At 60.7% G+C, this 16,565-nt stretch carries 16 protein-coding genes; 11 read left to right on the top strand and 5 right to left on the bottom strand.

What is annotated here, in order from left to right; genetic code table 11:
• The first annotated feature begins 89 nt into the window (after window positions 1-89).
• From cobU to RHP74_RS21865, 8 genes are all read left to right on the top strand, one after another.
• A complete protein-coding gene (gene cobU, locus RHP74_RS21900; RefSeq protein WP_311096285.1) occupies window positions 90-611 on the top strand; it encodes a bifunctional adenosylcobinamide kinase/adenosylcobinamide-phosphate guanylyltransferase in 522 nt (173 codons plus the stop codon).
• Entirely contained in the window at window positions 608-1,663 is a 1,056-nt protein-coding gene (gene cobT / locus RHP74_RS21895) for a nicotinate-nucleotide--dimethylbenzimidazole phosphoribosyltransferase (protein ID WP_102595113.1), read from the top strand. The genes cobU and cobT overlap by 4 nt, the downstream gene beginning before the upstream one ends.
• Complete coding sequence (cobC, locus tag RHP74_RS21890) at window positions 1,660-2,235, top strand: alpha-ribazole phosphatase family protein (protein WP_311096284.1); 576 nt, start codon at window positions 1,660-1,662, stop codon at window positions 2,233-2,235. The genes cobT and cobC overlap by 4 nt, the downstream gene beginning before the upstream one ends.
• Window positions 2,236-2,237: 2 nt before the next feature.
• On the top strand, window positions 2,238-2,969 hold the full coding sequence (locus tag RHP74_RS21885) for an adenosylcobinamide-GDP ribazoletransferase (RefSeq protein ID WP_311096282.1): 732 nt from the start codon (window positions 2,238-2,240) through the stop codon (window positions 2,967-2,969).
• A 201-nt stretch (window positions 2,970-3,170) separates the two neighbouring features.
• Window positions 3,171-3,575 carry a MarR family winged helix-turn-helix transcriptional regulator gene (locus tag RHP74_RS21880; protein WP_010456776.1) on the top strand — a complete coding sequence of 135 codons (405 nt, stop codon included), beginning with the start codon at window positions 3,171-3,173 and terminating at the stop codon, window positions 3,573-3,575.
• A 52-nt stretch (window positions 3,576-3,627) separates the two neighbouring features.
• Entirely contained in the window at window positions 3,628-4,836 is a 1,209-nt protein-coding gene (locus RHP74_RS21875; RefSeq protein WP_102595109.1) for an MFS transporter, read from the top strand.
• Complete coding sequence (locus RHP74_RS21870) at window positions 4,833-4,955, top strand: hypothetical protein (protein WP_010456772.1); 123 nt, start codon at window positions 4,833-4,835, stop codon at window positions 4,953-4,955. The genes RHP74_RS21875 and RHP74_RS21870 overlap by 4 nt, the downstream gene beginning before the upstream one ends.
• Window positions 4,956-5,010: 55 nt before the next feature.
• Window positions 5,011-5,562 carry a glutathione peroxidase gene (locus tag RHP74_RS21865; protein ID WP_010456770.1) on the top strand — a complete coding sequence of 184 codons (552 nt, stop codon included), beginning with the start codon at window positions 5,011-5,013 and terminating at the stop codon, window positions 5,560-5,562.
• 90 nt (window positions 5,563-5,652) lie between these two features.
• On the opposite strand, the gene RHP74_RS21860 is transcribed toward RHP74_RS21865, so the two are convergent.
• The 3 genes from RHP74_RS21860 to RHP74_RS21850 all read right to left on the bottom strand — a co-directional run bounded on the left by RHP74_RS21860 (window position 5,653) and on the right by RHP74_RS21850 (window position 8,055).
• The gene (locus RHP74_RS21860) at window positions 5,653-6,924 is read right to left on the bottom strand and encodes an OmpP1/FadL family transporter (RefSeq protein ID WP_077749796.1); all 1,272 of its coding nucleotides are present in this window, start codon (window positions 6,922-6,924) and stop codon (window positions 5,653-5,655) included.
• Between the two features lie 146 nt (window positions 6,925-7,070).
• Window positions 7,071-7,553 carry a hypothetical protein gene (locus tag RHP74_RS21855; protein ID WP_010456766.1) on the bottom strand — a complete coding sequence of 161 codons (483 nt, stop codon included), beginning with the start codon at window positions 7,551-7,553 and terminating at the stop codon, window positions 7,071-7,073.
• Window positions 7,554-7,830: 277 nt separating this feature from the next.
• Window positions 7,831-8,055: a hypothetical protein gene (locus RHP74_RS21850; RefSeq protein ID WP_008031832.1), complete on the bottom strand. Its 225-nt coding sequence runs from the start codon at window positions 8,053-8,055 to the stop codon at window positions 7,831-7,833.
• Window positions 8,056-8,995: 940 nt separating this feature from the next.
• Here RHP74_RS21850 and RHP74_RS21845 point away from each other — a divergent pair.
• Window positions 8,996-9,319, top strand: coding sequence for a sel1 repeat family protein (locus tag RHP74_RS21845; RefSeq protein WP_077749798.1), 324 nt, complete (start codon window positions 8,996-8,998; stop codon window positions 9,317-9,319).
• Window positions 9,320-9,494: 175 nt separating this feature from the next.
• On the top strand, window positions 9,495-10,859 hold the full coding sequence (gene rmuC, locus RHP74_RS21840) for a DNA recombination protein RmuC (RefSeq protein WP_311100534.1): 1,365 nt from the start codon (window positions 9,495-9,497) through the stop codon (window positions 10,857-10,859).
• 138 nt (window positions 10,860-10,997) lie between these two features.
• Here the strand turns inward: rmuC and RHP74_RS21835 are convergent, their stop codons facing one another.
• Both RHP74_RS21835 and RHP74_RS21830 read right to left on the bottom strand, forming a co-directional pair.
• Window positions 10,998-14,468 (bottom strand): hybrid sensor histidine kinase/response regulator, encoded by a 3,471-nt coding sequence (locus RHP74_RS21835; protein WP_077749800.1) that lies wholly within the window; start codon window positions 14,466-14,468, stop codon window positions 10,998-11,000.
• Between the two features lie 264 nt (window positions 14,469-14,732).
• Window positions 14,733-15,272, bottom strand: a complete 540-nt coding sequence (locus tag RHP74_RS21830; protein WP_010456762.1) for a TetR/AcrR family transcriptional regulator — start codon at window positions 15,270-15,272, stop codon at window positions 14,733-14,735.
• 91 nt (window positions 15,273-15,363) lie between these two features.
• On the opposite strand from RHP74_RS21830, the gene RHP74_RS21825 reads away from it, so the two are divergent.
• On the top strand, window positions 15,364-16,557 hold the full coding sequence (locus RHP74_RS21825; protein WP_077749801.1) for an MFS transporter: 1,194 nt from the start codon (window positions 15,364-15,366) through the stop codon (window positions 16,555-16,557).
• The last annotated feature ends 8 nt before the right edge of the window (window positions 16,558-16,565 follow it).

Below are 16,565 nucleotides of genomic sequence, written 5' to 3'. Positions count from 1 at the left end.
CTACAAGGTCAAGAGCGGCTCAGCCCCGAAGGAGCGAGGCTTGTCCGCGAATAGGCCAGCAGCTACACCGCATATTTAAGGAATGAACCATGCTGCAACTGATCCTCGGCGGCGCCCGCTCCGGCAAAAGCCGACTGGCTGAAAAACTTGCGTTAGACAGTCACCTCCAAGTGACTTACATCGCCACCAGCCAACCGCTGGACGGTGAAATGAACGAACGGGTCGCCCATCATCGGGCCCGTCGTCCAGTCGAATGGGGGTTGATCGAAGAGCCAATCGAACTCGCCCGCGTATTGCGCGAAAGCGCCCGCGCCGAGCGTTGCCTGCTGGTGGATTGCCTGACCCTGTGGATGACCAATCTGCTGATGCTCGACGACGCCAAACGTCTCGACGTCGAACGCGAAGCCCTGTTGGACTGCCTGGCCTCCTTGCCGGGCGAAATCATTTTTGTCAGCAACGAGACTGGAATGGGTGTCGTGCCGCTGGGCGAATTGACTCGCCGCTATGTCGATGAAGCCGGTTGGCTGCATCAAGCCCTGGCCGAGCGCTGCCAACGAGTCGTCCTGACCGTCGCCGGCCTGCCCCTGACTTTGAAAGGAACCGCGTTATGACTCAATCCTGGTGGCTGAACCCGTGCAAGCCGATCGACGCGCAAGCCGTCGAGCAGGCGCAGGCACGTCAACAGCAACTGACCAAACCCGCTGGCTCCCTTGGCCGACTGGAATCGGTGGCCGTGCAAATGGCGGGGCTGCAAGGGCAGGTCAAACCGAGTCTCGATCAGCTGTGGATTGCCATTTTTGCCGGCGATCATGGTGTGGTTGCAGAAGGCGTGTCGGCGTTCCCTCAGGAAGTCACCGGGCAGATGCTGCACAACTTCGTCAGCGGCGGTGCAGCGATCAGCGTGTTGGCGCGCCAGCTCGGGGCTTCCCTCGAAGTGGTCGACCTCGGCACGGTAACGCCGTCGTTGAATCTGCCAGGCGTGCGTCACCTCAATATCGGCGCGGGCACCGCCAATTTCGTCGAAAGCCCGGCCATGACGGCTACTCAGGGCGAACTCGCCTTGCAGGCTGGTCGCGACAGCGTGCAACGTGCGGTCGCCAATGGCGCGCAGCTGTTCATCGGCGGCGAGATGGGCATCGGCAACACCACGGCGGCCAGCGCGCTGGCCTGTGCCTTGCTCGATTGCCCGGTGGTGCATCTGGCCGGGCCGGGCACCGGTTTGAACGCGGCGGGGGTCAGCCACAAAGCCCAAGTCATCGAGCGTGCCCTGGCATTACACGGTGCTCAGCGCGGTGATGCGTTGCAAACCCTGTTCAATATCGGCGGTTTTGAGATTGCGGCGCTGGTCGGCGCGTATCTGGCGTGCGCCCAGGAGGGCGTTGCGGTGCTGGTGGACGGCTTTATCTGCAGCGTCGCCGCGTTGGTGGCGGTGCGCTTGAACCCTGGCTGCCGCGAATGGCTGTTGTTCGGCCATCGCGGTGCCGAGCCGGGTCATCGTCATGTGCTGGAAACCCTCAATGCCGAGCCGCTGTTGGATCTGGGGCTGCGTCTGGGCGAGGGCAGTGGCGCCGCGTTGGCCGTGCCGTTGCTGCGTCTGGCCTGCGATCTTCACGGGCAGATGGCAACCTTCGCCGAAGCGGCGGTGGCGGATCGTCCGGCATGACGTTGCGACTGGATCTTCTGCGCCACGGGGAAACCGAACTCGGCGGCGGTTTGCGCGGCAGCCTCGACGATGCGCTGACCGACAAGGGCTGGGCGCAGATGCGCGCGGCGGTGGTCGAGCAAGGGCCATGGGATCGGTTGATCAGTTCGCCGCTGCAACGATGTGCGCGGTTTGCGCATGAGCTCGGTGCGCAGTTGGAATTGCCTGTGCACCTGGACAAGGATCTGCAAGAACTGCATTTCGGTGCCTGGGAAGGGCAGAGCGCGGCGGCGCTGATGGAGACTGACGCCGAGGGGTTGGGGCTGTTCTGGGCCGATCCGTATGCCTTTACGCCGCCGGAAGGTGAGCCGGTCGAGGATTTCTCAACGCGGGTGCTGACGGCGGTAGCGCGTCTGCACGCGGCGTATGCGGGTGAACGGATCTTGCTGATCAGTCATGGCGGTGTCATGCGTTTGTTGCTGGCTCAGGCACGTGGCTTGCCCCGTGAGCAGTTGCTGAATGTCGAGGTCGGGCATGGCTCGCTGTTTTCGTTGAACGTCGAGTCAGGCGTCCTCCTCAAGGAAGCGATCTGACCATGCTGCCCTTCTGGATCGCCCTGCAATTTCTCAGCAGTTTGCCGATTCGTCTGCCGGGCATGCCGGCGCCTCAGGAACTGGGTCGGTCGCTGCTGTTTTATCCGCTGGTGGGGCTGCTGTTCGGCGCGCTGTTATGGGCACTGAACTGGCTGCTACTGGGCACGCCTTTGTTGCTTCACGCCGCGCTTCTGCTGAGCGCTTGGGTATTGCTCAGCGGCGCGTTGCACCTCGACGGTCTCGCCGATAGCGCCGATGCGTGGCTCGGGGGCTTCGGCGACCGCGAGCGCACGCTGACCATCATGAAAGACCCGCGCAGCGGACCGATTGCGGTGGTGACGCTGGTGTTGGTGTTGCTGCTCAAATTCGCCGCGTTGCTGGCATTGATCGAGCAGCAGCACAGTCTTTTTCTGATGATCGTTCCGCTGATTGGCCGCAGCGCGATGCTGGGATTGTTCCTGACCACGCCGTATGTGCGTGCCGGCGGGTTGGGGCAGGCGCTGGCGGATCATTTGCCGCGTTTGGCGGGTAAGCGGGTGCTGGCAGTCAGCGCGTTGGCGTGTGTGCTGATCGCAGGGTTCAGTGGTGCCTGGGCGCTTGTGCTGGCGGGGGGGATGTTCGTTTGGTTGCGGCAGGTGATGCTGCGGCGATTGGGCGGCACGACGGGGGATACGGCCGGGGCGATGCTGGAATTGCTGGAGATGGTGGTGCTGGTGGGATGGGCGTTGGTCTGATGGTTTGTGGGCAGGATGTGCCGGTCTCATCGCGAGCAGACTCGCTCCCACGTTGATGGCGTCTTACATAAATTTAACGCCCACTGAAGATCCACTGTGTGCGAGCCTGCTCGCGAAGGCGGTCGACCAAGCACCTCGAATATTTATCAATGAACCCATCTGTAACTTGATTTAACACACTCGCGGGTATATACACGCACCATGCTCGACTCTCAATGTTTATGCATCAACCTGCGTCGCGCCGCCCGTGGCGTCAGCAGGCATTACGACGGCGCTCTCGATGGCTTCGGGATCAACGTTGCCCAGTATTCTTTGCTGTGTAATCTGCAGCGTCTGAATGAACCGAGTATTTCCACTCTGGCCGAAGCCATGGGGCTGGACCGCAGCACCCTGGGGCGCAATCTTCGGGTGCTGGAAGGTGAGGGCCTGGTGGCGCTGGTCGAGGGTGAGGACATGCGTAATCGCATTGTCCGGCTGACCGAGGCGGGCGCAGCTCGCCTGGCCGCTGCCTTGCCTGCGTGGGAGGCGGCGCAGCAGCGGCTGGTCGATCGTCTGGGCGCCGAAAAACGCGAAACCTTGTTGCGACTGCTGGACGAACTGGCGTGATGCCGGTTTTTCCGATCTTAAGCGGGTATATACCCGCTACCGGAGAATAAGAATGACCTCGATGTGGCGTACATGCGGTTGGGTGTTGGTGGGGAGTGCGCTGATCCTGGCATTGTCGTTGGGCGTGCGACACGGCTTCGGGCTGTTCCTGGCACCGATGAGTGCCGAATTCGGCTGGGGGCGTGAGACGTTCGCTTTTGCCATCGCACTGCAAAACCTGATCTGGGGTCTGGCGCAGCCGTTCACCGGCGCGCTGGCCGACCGCTTTGGCGCGGCGAAAGTGGTGTTGGTCGGCGGTGTGCTGTACGCGTTGGGCCTGGTGTTCATGGGCTTGTCCGACTCGGCGGTGACGTTGTCCCTGAGTGCGGGCCTGTTGATCGGCATCGGCCTGTCGGGCACTTCGTTCTCGGTGATCCTTGGCGTGGTCGGTCGCGCCGTGCCCCCGGAGAAACGCAGCATGGGCATGGGCCTCGCCAGCGCTGCCGGCTCTTTCGGTCAGTTCGCCATGTTGCCCGGTACGCTGGGGCTGATCGGCTGGCTGGGCTGGTCCGCGGCATTGCTGGTCCTGGGCTTGCTGGTGGCGCTGATTATCCCGCTGGTGAGCATGCTCAAGGACAAACCGCTGCCAGTGCTCGGCCATGAACAAACCCTCTCTGAAGCGCTGCGGGAAGCCTGCTCCCATTCGGGGTTCTGGCTGTTGGCGTTCGGCTTTTTTGTCTGCGGTTTCCAGGTGGTGTTCATCGGCGTGCATTTGCCGGCCTATCTGGTGGATCAGCACCTCCCGGCCACAGTGGGCACCACGGTGCTGGCGCTGATCGGGCTGTTCAATATCTTCGGCACCTACACCGCAGGATGGCTCGGCGGTCGCATGTCCAAGCCGCGCTTGCTCACCGGTCTGTACCTGCTGCGGGCGGTGGTGATTGCGCTGTTTCTGTGGGCGCCGGTGACCACGACTACCGCGTACCTGTTCGGCATGGCGATGGGCTTCCTGTGGTTGTCGACCGTGCCATTGACCAACGGCACCGTGGCGACCTTGTTTGGCGTGCGAAACCTGTCCATGCTCGGCGGGATTGTTTTCCTCTTCCACCAACTCGGTTCGTTCCTCGGCGGCTGGTTGGGTGGCGTGGTGTATGACCGAACCGGGAGCTATGACTTGATCTGGCAAGTAGCGATTCTCTTGAGTCTGTTGGCCGCCGCCTTGAACTGGCCGGTGCGTGAGCAGCCGGTGGCGCGTCTGCAAACCCGGTTGAGTGCGATATGAACCGTCTCTGGCCGCGAGTGGCGGTGGTCGCTGTCGGTGCCTTGCTGCTGGCCTTGGCCTGGTGGGGCTGGCATCAGGGCGGATTGGCACTGATGCAGTTGGGCATGGGCGCTTGCTAGGAACAGGCGAGGGCGAGTAACTTCGTTTGTGACTATTAATCAAGGATGCACCGACATGCTGATGCGCTGGATTGCAGTCCCCGCGTTGCTGGTGGCGTTTACCGGATTGGCACAAGCGGCCGAGTGCCCGGAGCTGTTGCAGGGCTCGTTGCCCAAGCTGCGCGCCAAGGAATCCATCGACCTGTGCCAGCGGTTTGAGGGTAAGCCGCTGGTGGTGGTCAATACCGCAAGCTTCTGTGGCTTTGCCCCACAGTTCAAAAGCCTTGAGGCTCTGAATCAGCGTTACAAGGATCAGGGGCTGGAGGTGATCGGTGTTCCGTCCAATGACTTCAAGCAGGAGTCCAAGGACGGCGCTGAGACCGCCAAGGTCTGCTACGTGAACTATGGGGTGACGTTCACCATGACCGAGCCGCAGAAAGTCCGCGGCGATGACGCGACTCACCTGTTCAAGGTCCTCGCCAAACAGACCAGCGCGCCGAAGTGGAATTTCTACAAATACGTGGTCGATCGCAAAGGCAAGGTGATCGCCAATTTCTCCAGCCTGACCAAGCCCGACGATCCCGAGTTCATTGCCGCGGTGGAAAAAGCCCTCGCCTCGCAACCCTGATTGAACGCCCATGAAAAAGCCCCGCCTCTGTACAAGAGAGCGGGGCTTTTTTGATTCAGGCGGCGAGCGTTTCAGGCTCGCCGGGCTTCATCAGAAGCGGTAGGTCGCGCCTACGCCGAAACCATTCGCATAGTTTTCATACTTGGCGTTGTAGTTCTGGCCACGGTCGTTGCTGTTGGTGACCTTGACCGACTCTTCACGCAGGTACGAATACGCTACGTCGATGGTCAGGTCGTCGGTCGGGCTCCAGCCGGCGCCCACGCTGAAAATCTTGCGATCGCCCGTCGGGATGCGTGGGGAACGGTCGACGTTGTTGGTCGGCGCCTGGTCGAAGGACAGACCGGTACGCAATACCCATTGCTTGTTCAACTGGTAGGACGCGCCGATGGCGTGAGCCCAGGTGTCGTGCCAGTTCTGATCTTCGGTGATGGTCCCGAACTGACCGTTCAGGATGGCCGGAACACCTTTGTTATCGACGGTGATTTCTTTCAGGCGGCTCCAGCGCGTCCAGGTGCTGCCTGCGTAGAGTGTCCACTGGTCGTCCAGCTTATGAGTCACCGAGAAGTCCACCGATTCAGGCGTGGTCAGGTCCAGCGAGGCGTCGTACTTCTGGCTTGGGTTCTGGCCGACCAGGCCCAGGACGTTGTAGTTGACCTTGGTGTCACCCTCGAGCTTGTACTTCACTTTCGAGTGGTAGGTCAGGCCGACGCGAGTGCTGTCGGTGGCTTGCACCAGCACGCCGATGTTGTAGCCCAGTGCGGTGTCGTCACCTTTGATCTTGACCTTGCCGTCCGGTGCGGCCTGGGTAATCGACAGGTTCGATTCCAGGGTGCCGTCGATGCGGTTGATGGTCGGGCCGAAACCGATGGAGACCTTGTCGTTGAAGGCGTAGCTGACAGTCGGTTGCAGGGTGACGATCTTGACTTCGCTCTTGCTGCCGAAGTAACGGCCGGCGAAGCCGTTCTCGTAGTCGGTCACCAGGCCGAATGGCGCGTACATGCCGATACCGAAAGCCCAGTGGTCGTCGATTGGCTTGACGTAGTAGCCCATAGGCACGGCGATGAACGGAACCATGTCGCCGTCGTTGCTGCCGCTGTTCGGGCTGGAGCTGGCGTGGCTGATGTCAGTGTGTGCGTCGAGAAATGCAGCACCGCCGGTGACTTGTTCGCGCTTGAGGCGGGACATGCCGGCAGGGTTGCCAAAAATTGTGCTTGCGTCATCGGCAGAGGAAGATCGCCCGGCAAAACCTGTACCCATCCCGCTGATGCTCTGTTCGTTGATGGCGAAGCCACTTGCGAAAATCTGGGTGGATGCCAAGGTAACAGCGAGGCTAAGTGTGGTTTTGAGCATTACTTTTTTCATTATTAGAACTCCTGGTGATCACCGGGGCGAAAATTACCAACATTTTCGTCCCAGCGCTATAGGCTGTATGGCTTGAGTTAGAGCGGTTTTGTAGGACAATCCGACCAGATTCGCGTCCCGTTGCGGGATCTTTGGAAATCGGTGGATCAGCAGGCAACCTGATTCAGGGGTGAAACACAGGTTTGCCAGGCGTAGGTGAAATCGCGCAGGCGTCCTTGAGGTTGAAAAGTCTGGCGCCAGATTCGGGCCATACCCAACAAGTCATCCGCGGCGGGGAGGGGAGTGTTCTGTTCTTCTACCAGCAGCCAGGCGATGGCAGTGGCGTAACGCAGGTTGACGATCAATTCCAGGTGAGGCCCGCTGAGAAAGGCATGCTGACTGGCGAGGCCGCGCACGAGGCTCGCGCGCTCCGGGTCCAACGCCAGGTAGTGATCCCAGAGAGCCTGGTGGCGGGGTTCGGCAATTCGGTACAGGCCGTGTCCACGGCGGTCATGCAGGGCGGAACCAAGGGCTGACTGGCTGGCGGCAATGCCCAGCAGAAGGGATTCGGCAGTTGCGCTATGGCGCCCGAGGTAAATCAATGTCGGACGGATCACATAACGGCACAGTTCGCTGGCAGCGATACCCATAAAGCCCTCGAAACATCAAATGGGCGGCGATACCTGAAGGGAGCGTTGGCAGCAGGTGGATCGACTCAGGCTCGCCGGAAGCGGATCAAGCCGCTTGAGTTGAAGTGTAGTGTCATATTCGCGCTGTAAAGGCCTGTTTTTAAAATATTTCCGGCTTCGAGTTATAACCGTTATATCGTTTGGAACTTAGTCGAAGGCTGCGCAATGAGAAATATCGGGCAATAAAAAGCCCCGCTTTTTGAGCAGGGCTTTTGAGGTTTTCAGTCTTTCTGGCGTATCAGGCAACCAGTGCCTGACGGGTACGCTCGATCACGGCCTGCAGCGGTTCTGCGCTGGAGTATTGATCGGGGTACAGGCGTTCGCTGTGACGAGCGATTCCGTGTTCGTTGACCAGGGTGAAGCTGAAGCAGCCTTTGCGAGCGGCCATGATCAGGCAGTTCATTGGAGCAAAAGCGTTGGTTAGGGTGCGGATTGCATCCTGAGTGTGGATTTGAGTAGTCATGATTGGGTGTTCCTACAAGCGACACGGATAAGAGCCGTGCAAAATTAAAACGTTCCAGTGACGACGACCACCATTGGTCGAACGAAGAACCCGACTGGAACAAAGCAGCCAGTTTGAAGCGCTGATAATTGGCGCGCTTGGGCTGGCAGGTAGGTACTTAGGAGGGCAGGCAGCACATCAAGGGCAAAGGTTCTGGGCCCGGGGTGAAGATCCTGATCAATTTGCAGGCTGGTTCGGTCAGAGTAAGTGAGCTTCGCAACACCCTTTGCATTCGATTCAAAGGCAGTGTTGGCGCAAGGTTTACCTGGAAACCATCGAGGTGGTCGATCCCGCTTGTTCGGTAGAGGCTTCCGTTGGGAAGGCTGACCGGGAGGATTTGTTCGACCAGAATTGACTTTCAGCTTGGTACTAACGCCGCGGATAGTAACGAATTGAATGGGCGAAGGGAAGCGTTAAAGCAAAATAATTGCCACGCCCTGCTGACACGCTGGGTAACGGGACCATTTCCGACCATTGGTCGTCGCTCGGGCAAACGCCTGGGACAAGGGTTTGCCAAGGTTATCCCCAGAAAATGCCTACAAAGCGCTCCGAAAAAACGCATCGATATAACTGCCGCGAAGGTACTTGTGCACATAAGTTGCGCAGACTGTAACCGGACTGTCATCCACGCCACGACCCCAGTGAGTGCCTGTATTGAAAATTTAAGTCAATGAAAAACATCGCTTTTTTTTACTGGTGAAAAAATCGTCAGTTTGACTGCGAGCCCCATTCCACAGGGCTTTGCGCGAGTTCAAGGGCGGTTGTCCACTGAGTTATCCACAGCTTCTGTGGATTGTCCCGAGCGCTTGCTCTAGGACGGGCGTGCCGGGTTTTTTTAGGCTTTACCTGTAAGAAAAAAAGAGTAGAGTGGCGCGCCTTCCGATCTGCCCCACAGTGCTTTATGAAGTTTCGCTCCGTATCAGTTTCTGCTACCTCAACACCTCCCAGTGTTACCCCTCCCAAACGCTTTTCGATGCGCGTGGCGGAGTGGCTGCTCGATAGCCCGCGCCTGGGTGAAAACACCAACGTCAAACATTTCGCCGGACGCTTGCTCAAACAGCCTGCCCGTGAAGGCGTGGTGGCCGCGCAAAGTCGTCTCGGCCAGCTGATGTGCCGCGAATGCGGCAATGCCCGCGATCGCCGCATTGGCCAGGACCTGTTGCGCCAGGCGGCGCGGGCAGGGGACCGGCGTGCTCAACAGGAACTGGGCCTGGTCGAAGACTGAGCTGTCCAAGTCCTGACGCCTTGGTTACCCTTCAAGCTTTATCTCATCGGCAGGAGTCGCTATGGCTATGGACTTGACCAGCATTTTGCTGGGTCTGGCGGGTGCCGCACTGCCCTTGCTGGTACTGGCCTGGCAAATCCAGCGTCGGGCGAGCGTGGGGCAAGCCGAGGTGGCTTTGCTGGAAGAGCGTCTGGCCATGTCGCTAATGGCGCAGGACGGCTTGAACGCTCAGCTCGAAGCCTGCCGCGATGAAATCGGTGATCTTGGCCAGGCCAACGCCGCCAAGCAGGCAGAGCTGGCCGCCATGCGCCGCGAAATCGAACTGCTACAGATAGAGCGCGACGATGCCCGCGATGCGGCTCACGCCTGGAACATCGAGCGCGCCGGCAAAGAAGCCGAACTGCGGCGTCTGGACTCTCAAGCGGCCTCGCTCCAGGCCGAGCTGCGTGAGCAGCAGGACAGCCATCAACAACGCCTCAACGACCTGCAAGGCTCGCGTGACGAGCTGCGAGCGCAATTCGCCGAACTGGCGGGCAAGATCTTCGACGAGCGCGAGCAGCGTTTCGCCGAAACCAGCCAGCAGCGCCTGGGCCAGTTGCTCGATCCTTTGAAAGAACGCATTCAGTCTTTCGAAAAGCGCGTTGAGGAAAGCTATCAGGCCGAGGCCCGTGAACGGTTTTCCCTGGCCAAAGAGCTGGAACGCCTGCAGCAACTGAACCTGCGCCTGAGCGACGAAGCCACCAACCTCACTCGTGCGTTGAAAGGGCAGAAAACCCAAGGCAACTGGGGCGAGTTGATTCTTGAGCGCGTGCTTGAACACGCCGGGCTGGAAAAGGGTCGCGAGTACCAGACTCAGGTCACTCTCAAGGGGCCGGACGGTGAGCGTTTCCAGCCGGACGTGATCATTTATCTTCCGGGCGACAAGCAGGTGGTGGTCGATTCCAAGGTCAGCCTCACGGCCTATCAGCAATACGTGTCGGCCGACGACGATGCCATCGGCCAGATCGCCATCAAGCAGCACGTGCTGTCGCTGCGCAATCACGTCAAAGGCCTGTCAGGTAAGGATTACAAGCGACTCGACGGCTTGCACAGCCTGGATTTCGTCTTGCTTTTCGTGCCGATCGAAGCGGCGTTCTCCGCTGCGTTGCAGGCTGAGCCGACGCTGTTCCAGGAAGCCTTCGACCGCAACATCGTCATCGTCAGTCCGACCACGTTGCTGGCGACCCTGCGGGTCATCGACAGCCTGTGGAAGCAAGAGCGCCAGAGCCAGAACGCCCGGGAAATTGCCGAGCGCGCCGGGTGGCTGTACGACAAGTTCGTGTTGTTCATCCAGGACCTGGATGAAGTCGGCAATCGCTTGCAGCAACTGGACAAGGCCTACAGCTCAGCGCGCAACAAGCTGACAGAAGGGCGCGGCAACCTGGTCAGTCGCAGTGAGCAGTTGAAGCTGCTGGGAGCGCGTGCCAGCAAGAGCTTGCCGGCTGATCTGCTGGAGCGAGCGATGACCGACGTCGATGGCTTGGCCGAGTTGCCTGAATAGCTGAAAGCATGGCGAGCAGGCTCGCTCCCACAGGGTTTCGTATTCTTCACTCGATGTAGGCAACAACACCGATCCACCGTGGGAGCGAGCCTGCTCGCGAAGGCGTCGGTTCAATCACTACGGGATTAAAACCCGCCCTTACAACGGCAAATGCCGGCTCAACAACGCCCGCAACGCCGCCGGTTTCACCGGTTTGGCCAAGTACTCCAGGCCCGCCGCATGCACCTGGGCCACCGTCTCCGGCCGGCCATCGGCACTGATCACCACCCCCGGCACCGGCTCACCCAGTTGGGTGCGCAACCACGCCATCAACTCGGTCCCGGTCTCGCCATGGTCCAGGTGGTAATCCACCAGCGCCAATTGCGGGCGTACACCGTCCTTCAGCAGCGCTGCACATTCGTCGCGGTTGCGTGCGGTCCAGACCTGGCAACCCCAGCGTGTCAGCAGGCTGTTCATGCCGATCAGGATGCTGTCTTCGTTATCGATACACAGCACCTGCGCGCCGCTCAGCACATGGCCATTGAGCTCGCTGACCTGGGTTGGCGCGACGACTTGAGCCCGCGCCAGCGGCACGCTGACGCTGAACACACTGCCGCGCCCCGGCCAGGACCTTACACGCAAAGTGTGACCCAAAACGCGACACAGCCCGTCGGCAATCGCCAGCCCCAGTCCCAGGCCTTTCTCGGCGCGCGTCTGGTGGCTGTCGAGGCGTTTGAATTCTTCGAAAATCACTAGCTGCTTGTCTTCAGGGATTCCCGGTCCACGGTCCCACACCTCCAGGCACAACTCGCCCTTTCGCCGCCGGACGCCGAGCAGCACGGGCCCCTTGGCGTAGCGGAACGCGTTGGTCAGGAAATTCTGCAGGATCCGACGCAGCAGTTTGATGTCGCTGTCGATCCGTAATGTGCTGCCCCGAACACGGAATTTCAGCCCTTGTTCCTGAGCCAGCGCCTTGAACTCGGCACCGAGCGCATCGAACAACTCGTTGAGCACGAAGGGTTTGGGGTCCGGGTTGATCTTGCCGTTCTCCAAGCGGGAAATATCCAGAAGATCGCTGATCAGGTCCTCGGCCGAGCGCAACGAGCTGTCGAGGTGATGCACCAGTTTCTGCGCCTCGCTGGACAGACCGTCCTCTTGATGGGAAAGGGCGGCGGAGAACAGGCGTGCGGCATTCAGCGGTTGCATCAAGTCATGGCTGACCGCCGCCAGAAAGCGGGTTTTCGACTGGTTAGCCGATTCGGCGGTGCCCTTGGCTTCGGTCAAGGCCACGTTCAGTTGGGACAGTTCGTGGGTCCGCGCGGTGACCCGCTGCTCCAGGCCTTCGTTGGCTTCGGTCAGCGCCTGCTCGGCCTCACGGAACGCGGTGATGTCCGTGAAACTCATGACGAAACCGCCGCCGGGCATCGGGTTGCCGATCAGCTCGATCACACGTCCGTTGGGAAACAGTCTTTCAGAGGTGTGGGCGCGGCCCTGACGCATCCAGTGCAGGCGGCGGGCGACGTGCACTTCGGCTTCACCGGGGCCGCACAGTCCGCGCTCGGCGTTGTAGCGAATGATGTCGGCAATCGGGCGGCCAAGCCTGATCAGCCCGTCGGGGTAATTGAACAGTTCCAGATAACGCCGGTTCCAGGCCACCAGTTTCAGCGACTGGTCGACCACGCTGATGCCTTGGGTGATGTTTTCGATGGCGCCTTGCAACAGGGCGCGGTTGAACTGCAGTACTTCCGAGGCCTCGTCGGCGATCCGCACGACATCCTCCAGTTGCATTTCCCGACCTTCGATGGCGGCCTTGACTACCGCACGCGTCGAAGAAGCACCGAGTACACCCGCCAGCAAGCGTTCGGTGTGGGCGATCCATTCACCGTCGGCGTTCTGGTTCGGGTTGAAGCCTTTGCCTTGGCGGTAGGCAAAACGGATGAAGCTCTGCCGCGCTCGTTCTTCTCCGACGAAGCGGGCGGCCAGTTGCAGCAAGTCGTCGATCTGCACTGCCAGCATCGAGCGGGCGCTGGGGCGCGCGCTGATTTCCTGACCGATGAAACGACCGGCCTGCCAGTGCTCCGACACCCTCGTGCGTGACAGCACCGACACCCAGGCGAACAGCGTGAAGTTGGCCGCCAGCGACAGTACGACGCCTTGGGTCAGCGGGGTGAGCGGCAGGTTCAGCGGGTTGCTGTGCAACCAGGCCAGCCCCGGGAAACTGTTCAAGGACAAACCGAGGCTGTGGGCCGCGATCGGCAGAATCAGGGTGTAGAACCAGAGGAATGTCCCGGCGGCGAGACCGGCGAACACGCCCCGGCGGTTAGCCTGTTTCCAGTACAGCGCGCCGAGCATGGCCGGGGCCAATTGGGTCACGGCAGCGAAGGCGATCTGGCCGATGGTCGCCAGGCTCGCTGTGGAGCCGAGCAGGCGATAACTGACGTAAGCCAGCAAAAGAATCACCACGATGCTGACCCGGCGCACCGACAGCATCCACTGGCGGAACACTTCGAACGGTCGCTCGGCGTTGTTTCGGCGCAGCAGCCACGGCAGCAACATGTCGTTGGAAACCATGGTCGACAGCGCCACGCTGGCGACAATCACCATGCCGGTCGCCGCCGAGGCGCCACCGATAAAGGCCAGCATCGCCAGGGCCGGATGGGCTTGGGCCAGTGGCAGGCTGATGACGAAAGAGTCCGGGAGGACCGAGCTGGGCAGCAGCATCTGGCCGGCGAGGGCGATAGGCACGACAAACAGCGCTGCCAGCGCCAGGTAGGCAGGGAACACCCATTTCGCCAGGCGCAAATCCTGAGGGTCGATGTTTTCCACCACCGTCACGTGGAACTGCCGGGGCAGGCAGATGATCGCCATCATGGCCACACCGGTCTGCACCACCATCGACGGCCAGTTGATGGTTTCCTTCCAGTACGCCTCCAGGCGCGGGGCGAGCATGGCCTGGTTGAACAGGTCGTCGAATCCGTCGTACAGGCCGTAAGTCACGAACGCGCCGACCGCGAGAAACGCGAACAGCTTGACCAGCGATTCAAAGGCAATCGCCAGCACCATGCCACGGTGGTGTTCCGTGGCGTCGAGGTTGCGGGTACCGAAGACAATGGTGAACAGCGCCAGCACCAGCGACACGATCAGCGCCGTGTCCTGGGCGCGGGTGCCCATGGCGTCGGCACCGGCGCCGATCAGCAGGTTCACCCCGAGGACGATGCCCTTGAGTTGCAGTGCAATGTAGGGCAACACGCCCACCAGGCAGATCAGCGCCACCACCACCGCCAGCGATTGGGATTTGCCATAGCGGGCGGCAATGAAGTCGGCGATGGAGGTGATGTTCTCCTGCTTGCTGATCATCACCATTTTTTGCAGGACCCACGGCGCGCAGACCAGCAGCAGGATCGGCCCGAGGTAGATTGGCAGGAATGACCAGAGTTGCTCGGCGGCCTGGCCGACGGCGCCAAAGAAGGTCCAGCTGGTGCAATAGACCGCCAGCGACAGGCTGTATACCCAGGCGCGCACTCGCGGCGGCAACGGTGTGCTGCGACGGTCGCCGTAAAAGGCGATGGCGAACATGATGGCCATATAGGCCAGGGCGACGGCGGCGATCAGCCCGCTGGACAGCGACATGGGAACTCCCGACAAAAGACACCCGGGACTCCCGCCCGGTCAGACAGTCTCGCACGATGGCCGGGGATAGTCAGTGTCGACCAAGGTCGTGGCGTGGTGGGGTGTCGCAGGGTGTTTGTCAGTTGGATTTTTAGTGTTTGTGCTGGCCTCTTCGCGGGCAAGCCTCGCTCCTACAGGTTATGTGTCGTTTACATAATCTGCGAACGACAAAAAAGCCTGTAGGAGCGTGAGATGCAGCGACCCGACTCGCCCGCGAAAGCGGCCTCACTGATTCAAAGCAATCTCGATCAACTGATGCAACTCCTCAACCTCCAGTGCCGCCGCTGAAAACAGGATCCGAAACACCGTCGGTGCCGCCACCAGGTTGATCAATCGATCAACACTCGGCTTCGGCTGATCCGGGTAACGGTCCAGAATCGTCTGCAACTGCCCGCCAATGATCGTCGTGCAATAGACCGGTGTGAGGCTGCATTGCACGTCGCGAAGCATGTTGCGGCCAGGCTCGGAACTCATCTCGTCCAGGTATTGCTCGGCCCAGGCTCGCACGTCACCGCGCAGACTGCCGGTATTGGCGGGTTCGCTGTCGGGTTGCATGCGCGCCAGCGCGACGTCTGCCAGCAACACCGACAAATCGCCCCAGCGCCGATAAATGGTCGACGGCGTTACACCCGCGCGCGCAGCAATTTGCGGGACGGTCACGGTCGAGCGGTCCTGCTCTTCAAGCAGAGCCCGGACAGCCGAATGAATCGACTCTTGCACCCGGGCGCTTCGACCGCCCGGGCGTAAACCTTCTTTAATAGCCATACGGCGGACCTTAACACAAAGAATTTGCTTTAAGCGCGGGCCAGTAGCACACTCCGCAAAAGCAATAAATTAGCTTTTGCGGAGTGTGCGCATGTCCAGCTCGATATCAAACCGTTCCAGCCTGTGGTTCCTGGCGATCACTTTACTGAGTTTTCTCGCCGCTTCCACTGCACCAACGCCTCTGTATCACTTGTATCAGGAACACCTGCAATTTTCGGCGGCGACCCTGACCCTGATCTTCGGCGTCTACGCCATCAGCTTGCTCGCCGCGCTGCTCACCGTCGGTTCGCTCTCGGATTACCTGGGACGCAAACCGGTGATTTTCACCGCTGTGGCGCTGAACATGCTGGCCATGCTGCTATTTATCAATGCCGACAGCGTCGCCTGGTTGATCAGTGCCCGGGTGCTTCAGGGTTTTGCTACCGGGATGGCCACGGCTGCGTTGGGCGCCGCGCTGCTCGACACGGATCGCCAGCAAGGTCCGCTGGTCAATAGCGTCGCGCCGCTGCTCGGTATGGCAGCCGGCGCCATGGGGTGCGGTTTGTTGGCCGAGTTTGCGCCGCTGCCACTGCAATTGACTTTCTGGGTGCTGCTCGCGATGTTCGGGTTGCAGGCGCTGTACGTCTGGCGTCTGCCGGAAAGCGTCAGTGCGCAACGTGGCGCGTTGGCGTCGCTGCGCCCGACTCTGCATGTGCCCATCCAGGCAAGGCGTGCGTTGTGGCTGGTGTTGCCGATCAACACCGCCGCCTGGGCGCTCGGCGGTTTTTACGCGTCCCTCGCTCCATCCCTTGTGCGGACGGCCACCGGATCGACTTCAAATCTGATTGGCGGTGCGACAGTGGCGGTGCTGACCGTCACCGGCGCGCTGATGATCTACACCTTGCGCAGTCGCCCGGCCGACAAAGTCTTGCGGGTCGGCGCGAGCATTCTGCCCGTCGGTGTGGCGCTGATTTTACTGGCGGTTCACAGCGCCAGCCTGCCGTTGTTTTTCATCGGGACGCTAGTCGCCGGTTGCGGTTTTGGCGCGAGTTTCCTCGGCGCGTTGCGCAGTGTCGTGCCGCTAGCCTTGCCTCATGAACGGGCCGGGTTGATGTCGGCGTTTTATGTGCTCAGTTATCTGGCGTTCTGCCTGCCATCGTTGCTGGCGGGGAATCTGACGCGGGCCTTTGGGCTGGTGACCACGACTGATGGTTATGGCGCGGTGCTGATTATCCTGGCGGTCAGTGCTCTGCCCGCGTTGATGCGTCAACAGCCTGCCAAAGTCTGTGGCGCCGATGCTCGATGACCGCTAGC

Source organism: Pseudomonas sp. SG20052 (assembly GCF_031766055.1).
Classification (GTDB): domain Bacteria; phylum Pseudomonadota; class Gammaproteobacteria; order Pseudomonadales; family Pseudomonadaceae; genus Aquipseudomonas; species Aquipseudomonas mandelii.
The sequence above is the reverse complement of the archived record's forward strand: the minus strand, read 5'-3'. Positions and strand labels throughout refer to the sequence as shown.